A 6,000-nucleotide genomic window follows, 5' to 3' on the forward strand; every position below is an offset into this window, starting at 1 on the left:
ATGCAAGCTACGTGTTGCATTCAATATCATAGCCGATTAATTCCTTATTCTTCCTAAGACTAATTCTAAATAATATTTAAATAGCAGATTTTCAGGTAGAAAAAAATCAGTAGTAAGAGAAATAGAGAATAAATTTCAGCATTTAGCCTGTGTTTTATTAGTCAACAGCCAAATTATCCCGGAGAAAATTCAATGCTTTGTAGAGGTGGTATTCAACGGTTTTTTCTGATATAAGCAAAGCCGAAGCAATGGATTTTTTATCTAATCCTTGTTGCTGGCTTAAACGGTAAACCTCCTGCGATTTATAGGGAAGCCTATTGATAAGGCGATTGATCGTTTTATACAGTTCGTTGTAGTTCAGTGTGTCTTCGGTATATGTACCTTCAGTTGATTGATTTTGAATAACATTTTGCAGATGTTTTTGACGGTTTGATGTGGTACGGCAATATTCAAATACCTCGAGTTTAGCCGATCTGAAAATGTATTGTTCAATGGATACGTTTATCTGGAGGGAGTTTCTACGTTTCCATAACGATTCAAATATGTCCTGGGAAAGCTCTGCAGCTATGTCTTCATCTCTCAAAGTATGATAACAAATAGCAAAAACTTTTTTCCAATACATGCGGTATAGCTGCTGAAAGGACTGCTCGGTTAAGTGAAAAACTACTTGGGGGTATTTATTATTGCCTGACACTGAAAGCTAATTTTGGACAAATATAGATAACTATTTAGAATGATTATAAATAAAAGTGATTAAATATGATATTAGATTGAAAGTTGAGATTTATTGCGCTCCATTAGTACATCCCGATCCCCAATGATATTGAATACTTAACCTTGAGTGGGTTTACATGTAAACACACTATATGATGGTAAAATGAATTTAATGAATTGATTTTCAGTAAAATATATAAATGTTAACCATGAAAAGTGTAAACCATGTAAACCCACTTTTGTAACAAAATAGTCTGCCTATTTAGGGATTATGCTTAAAACCTTAATCAATTTTAACTATTGGATATAGAATTAATCGATTGTGATTGTGTTCTTTAATGTCCTAATTTTATACCACTGTACAATCAGTAGGAGTTCAATACATAAACTTATAAATATGGAAAACGAATCAAATGACATCAGTAAATGCCCGTTTCACAACGGCAGTATGAAAAATAATGCTGGCGGTGGTGGTACCCGGAACCACAATTGGTGGCCCAACCAGTTAAAGCTAAATATCCTGCGCCAAAATTCCTCTTTATCAAACCCAACGGATAAAGATTTTAATTATGCAGAAGCATTTAAAAGCCTTGACCTGGCAGCAGTAAAACAAGATCTTCATGCATTGATGACTGACTCACAGGACTGGTGGCCGGCAGATTTTGGTCACTATGGTGGTTTGTTCATACGTATGGCGTGGCATAGTGCCGGAACTTACCGGGTAGGTGACGGACGCGGCGGGGCAGGTGCTGGATTGCAACGTTTTGCTCCGCTTAACAGCTGGCCCGACAATGTAAGTCTTGATAAAGCCCGTAGGTTACTTTGGCCTATCAAACAAAAATATGGCCGTAAAATTTCATGGGCCGATTTGATGATCCTTACCGGTAATATAGCATTGGAATCAATGGGTTTTAAAACCTTTGGTTTTGCAGGCGGGCGCGAAGATGTTTGGGAAGCCGATGAGTCTGTGTATTGGGGATCTGAAACCACCTGGTTGGGTGGCGATCTTCGCTACGCACACGGCTCACCTGGTGTGCAGGAAGGGCACGGGGTATTGGTGACAGACGAAGATGCCGATGGCGACATCCATTCCCGTAACCTCGAAAAACCGCTTGCAGCTGTACAAATGGGGCTGATCTATGTGAATCCCGAAGGTCCTGATGGTAATCCTGACCCCGTTGCTGCCGCTAAAGATATCCGCGATACATTTGGCCGTATGGCCATGAACGATGAGGAAACAGTTGCATTAATAGCTGGTGGTCATAGTTTCGGCAAAACCCACGGTGCCGCATCTGCTGACCATGTAGGCAAAGAACCTGAAGCTGCAGGCATCGAATCGCAGGGTTTTGGATGGAGCAACAGTTATGGTTCTGGCAAAGGTGCCGACGCGATTACCAGCGGGTTGGAGGTAATATGGACAAAAACACCAACCAAATGGAGCAATGATTTTTTTGAAAATCTGTTTGGTTTTGAATGGCAACTGACAAAAAGCCCGGCTGGTGCAAACCAATGGGTAGCTAAAGATGCAGAAGCCACCATCCCTGATGCGTATGATAGCTCAAAAAAACATAAGCCGGCTATGCTCACTACAGATTTGGCTTTGAGGTTTGACCCAGCTTACGAAAAAGTGTCAAGGCGCTTCTTGGAAAATCCTGATGAATTTGCAGATGCTTTCGCCCGTGCCTGGTACAAACTAACACACCGCGATATGGGCCCCCGCGAACGTTACCTAGGGCCGGATGTACCACAGGAAGAATTGCTGTGGCAGGATCCTATCCCTGCAGTTGACCACGCGTTGATAGCTGAAGGTGATATTACGGCTTTAAAAGCAAAAGTATTGGCATCAGGTTTAAACATATCTGAGCTGGTTTCCACCGCATGGGCTTCGGCTTCCAGCTTCCGCGGTACAGACAAGCGCGGTGGCGCAAATGGTGCCCGTATTCGCCTTGCCCCGCAAAAATACTGGCAGGTGAACAGCCCGGCACAATTGCAAAATGTATTGAGCATCTTAGAGGGTATTCAAAAAGAATTTAATGCAGGCGGTAAAAAAGTTTCATTGGCAGATGTGATTGTACTGGCCGGTTCTGCAGCGGTTGAAAAAGCAGCTAAAGATGCAGGCCACAACATCACGGTACCTTTTAAACCAGGCCGTGCGGATGCTTCTCAAGAACAGACCGATGTAGAATCGTTCGGTTACCTGGAGCCTGCTGCAGATGGTTTCCGCAATTACCGCAAAACAAAAGCCCCGGTATCTACCGAAGAATTACTGATAGATAAGGCGCATTTACTTACGCTTACTGCACCTGAATTAACTGTATTACTAGGTGGCTTGCGTGTACTGAATATTAATTTTGATGGTTCCAAACATGGTGTTTTTACATCACGTCCGGGTGCGCTTACTAATGATTTCTTTGTAAACCTGCTTGACATGAATACTGCATGGAAAGCAATATCGGCCGACAAAGAACTTTACGAAGGTAGCGATCGTGTCACCGGTGCAGTAAAATGGACAGGTACCCGTGCAGATCTTGTGTTGGGCTCCAACTCAGAACTGAGGGCCATTGCAGAACTATATGCAAGTACAGATGCTCAGGATAAGTTTGTAAAGGATTTTGTAAAAGCTTGGGACAAAGTGATGAATCTGGACCGGTTTTAAATTTGGTTGATCCCAACCATTCATCACCTCAGGTTTTTCTTTTGATCCGTTAATGGATCAGATAGATGAATGAAGATTACCAAATAAAAAAGGCACCTGTAACAGGGTGTCTTTTTTATTTGGTAAAGTCCTGATTTAAATACTATCAAATTATATTTTTAACTCTGAAAAAGATAAAGCTTAATAAAAAAATATTAATATTACTTAAATGCAGTCACAATAATAAATTTAGATTCCTTCGTACAATATTTAATACTTCACTGCTTTTTTGAAGTATATAACTATTTTTATAAGCCGGAACACTATTTTTTAAGTAACAAAATACCGAGCTGACATAAAACTTTGTATATTTTCAGGTTTTATTGATCCTGATATAACCTGAATTGACAATGGTTTATTTATGAGTTGCCTAAAAGATCACAAACTGTTTTAACAATTTTAACATGCCTTTCCCTATCTATAAACAACCTGATCAAATGGACTGCGGCCCTACTTGCCTGCGGATGATCGCTAAATATTATGGAAGAAATTTTAAACTTCAAACCCTAAGGCGGCTTTGCGAGATCAACAAAGAAGGCGTGTCCTTACTGGGTATCAGCGATGCATCAGAAAAAATTGGTTTCAGGTCAATTGGCGTTAAATTGAATGCAGAACAATTAAAAGAAGCAGAGCTACCATGTATTTTACATTGGCGACAAAATCATTTTGTAGTACTGTATAAGATAAAAAAACACAAATACTATTTAGCAGACCCGGCTGCCGGTTTAATAACCCTGAGTGAAGAAGATTTTAAACGCAATTGGCAAAGTGATACAGAAAGCATGGAGGGAATTGCTTTATTACTTTCGCCCACGCCACAATTTTATGAACAAGAGGAGGAGAAAGGCAGTGAAGTGCGCTGGTCGTTCCTGTTGCGATACCTGATTACTTACCGTAAATTGGTTATACAACTTTTGTTTGGCCTGGGTATTGGAAGTTTATTGCAGCTTATTACTCCTTTTTTAACCCAATCCATTGTTGATATAGGGATCAATACCCGTAACCTCAACTTTATTTATATTATACTTTTTGCACAAACGGCTCTTATCATAGGCCGGGTTAGTGTTGATTTTATACGGTCATGGATACTGTTGCATATCAGTACACGGGTTAACGTTTCTATACTCACCGACTTCTTGATCAAACTGATGAAACTACCTATGAGTTTTTTTGATACCAAAATGACGGGTGATATCCTGCAACGTATGAGCGACCAAAAAAGGATCGAAAGTTTCTTAACCGGTTCCACATTAAGTACGCTGTTCTCCATGTTTAATCTGCTTGTTTTTTCGATAGTACTGGCTTACTACAATGCAACGATATTTTTTGTATTTGCAGTCAGCAGCGGCCTGTATACTGCATGGATTGTGATTTTTTTAAAACGGCGCAGGGCGCTTAATTACAAAAGTTTTGAAATCTCTGCCAAAAATCAAAGCAGTATTGTACAGCTGATAAGCGGTATGCAGGAAATTAAGCTGAACAATTGTGAGCAGCAGAAACGTTGGGAATGGGAGCATATCCAGGCCCGACTATTTAAGTTCAGCGTAAAAACACTGGCGCTTAATCAATATCAGCAAGGTGGGGCAACTTTTATTAACGAAGGTAAAAACATACTGATTACTTTTTTAAGTGCCCAGGCGGTGATCAACGGAAACCTAACCCTCGGAGCTATGGTTGCTGTGCAATATATTGTTGGTCAGCTAAGTAGTCCCATTGAGCAATTGCTAGGTTTTATTCAGGGATTTCAGGATGCCAAGATCAGTCTGGAACGTTTGAACGAAATTCATCAGATGGAGGATGAGGAACCCGTAGATAAGGAATGGAGCCATAGTCTTCCCGAAAACAAAAGCTTATCCCTCAGTAATCTTACTTTTCGTTATCCGGGTGCCGGGAACGAGCCTGTATTGGAAAATATAGATATGGTTATTCCCCAGGGTAAAACCACAGCCATAGTGGGTATGAGTGGGAGTGGAAAAACAACCATCTTAAAACTGCTTCTCCGTTTTTATGAACCCCAAAACGGAGATATTAAAGTTGGTGGCCAACAGATCGGTAATATTGCTTTTAAAACATGGCGCAGTGGATGCGGTGTAGTGATGCAGGATGGCTTTATTTTTTCCGACACGATAGAACGTAACATTGCCGTAGGCGATGACTATCCGGATAAAGCTAAATTGCGGCATGCTATAGAGATAGCTAATATTCAGGATTTTATTGATGGTCTTCCTTTAGGCCTCAATACCAAAATAGGTTCGGAAGGAAACGGCATCAGCCAGGGACAGCGCCAACGGATGCTGATCGCACGTGCTGTTTACAAAGATCCGCACTATATATTTTTTGATGAAGCCACTAACGCATTAGATTCCAATAATGAAAGAGTGATCATGGATAACCTGCATCAGTTTTTTGAAGGACGTACCGTTCTCATTGTAGCGCATAGGCTAAGTACCGTAAGTAATGCCGATAATATTATTGTTTTGGATAAAGGGCACATCATTGAACAGGGGACTCATCATGAATTAACAGCTTTGAGAGGTGATTACTATAGGTTAGTTAAAAACCAATTAGAATTGGGAACTTAGTAACTCGGG

General features: G+C 40.6%; 3 protein-coding genes. 2 read left to right on the forward strand and 1 reads right to left on the reverse strand.

The window, feature by feature from the left end:
* Nucleotides 1-157: 157 nt before the first annotated feature.
* The gene (locus tag BW976_RS27855; RefSeq protein ID WP_076378796.1) at nt 158-694 is read right to left on the reverse strand and encodes an RNA polymerase sigma-70 factor; all 537 of its coding nucleotides are present in this window, start codon (nt 692-694) and stop codon (nt 158-160) included.
* A 417-nt stretch (nt 695-1,111) separates the two neighbouring features.
* Here BW976_RS27855 and katG point away from each other — a divergent pair, with 417 nt between their 5' ends.
* Entirely contained in the window at nt 1,112-3,370 is a 2,259-nt protein-coding gene (katG, locus tag BW976_RS27860) for a catalase/peroxidase HPI (protein ID WP_076378798.1), read from the forward strand.
* A 443-nt stretch (nt 3,371-3,813) separates the two neighbouring features.
* Complete coding sequence (locus tag BW976_RS27865) at nt 3,814-5,991, forward strand: peptidase domain-containing ABC transporter (protein ID WP_076378800.1); 2,178 nt, start codon at nt 3,814-3,816, stop codon at nt 5,989-5,991.
* Nucleotides 5,992-6,000: the final 9 nt, after the last annotated feature.

It is taken from the genome of Mucilaginibacter lappiensis, assembly GCF_900155965.1.
GTDB classification, from domain to species: domain Bacteria; phylum Bacteroidota; class Bacteroidia; order Sphingobacteriales; family Sphingobacteriaceae; genus Mucilaginibacter; species Mucilaginibacter lappiensis.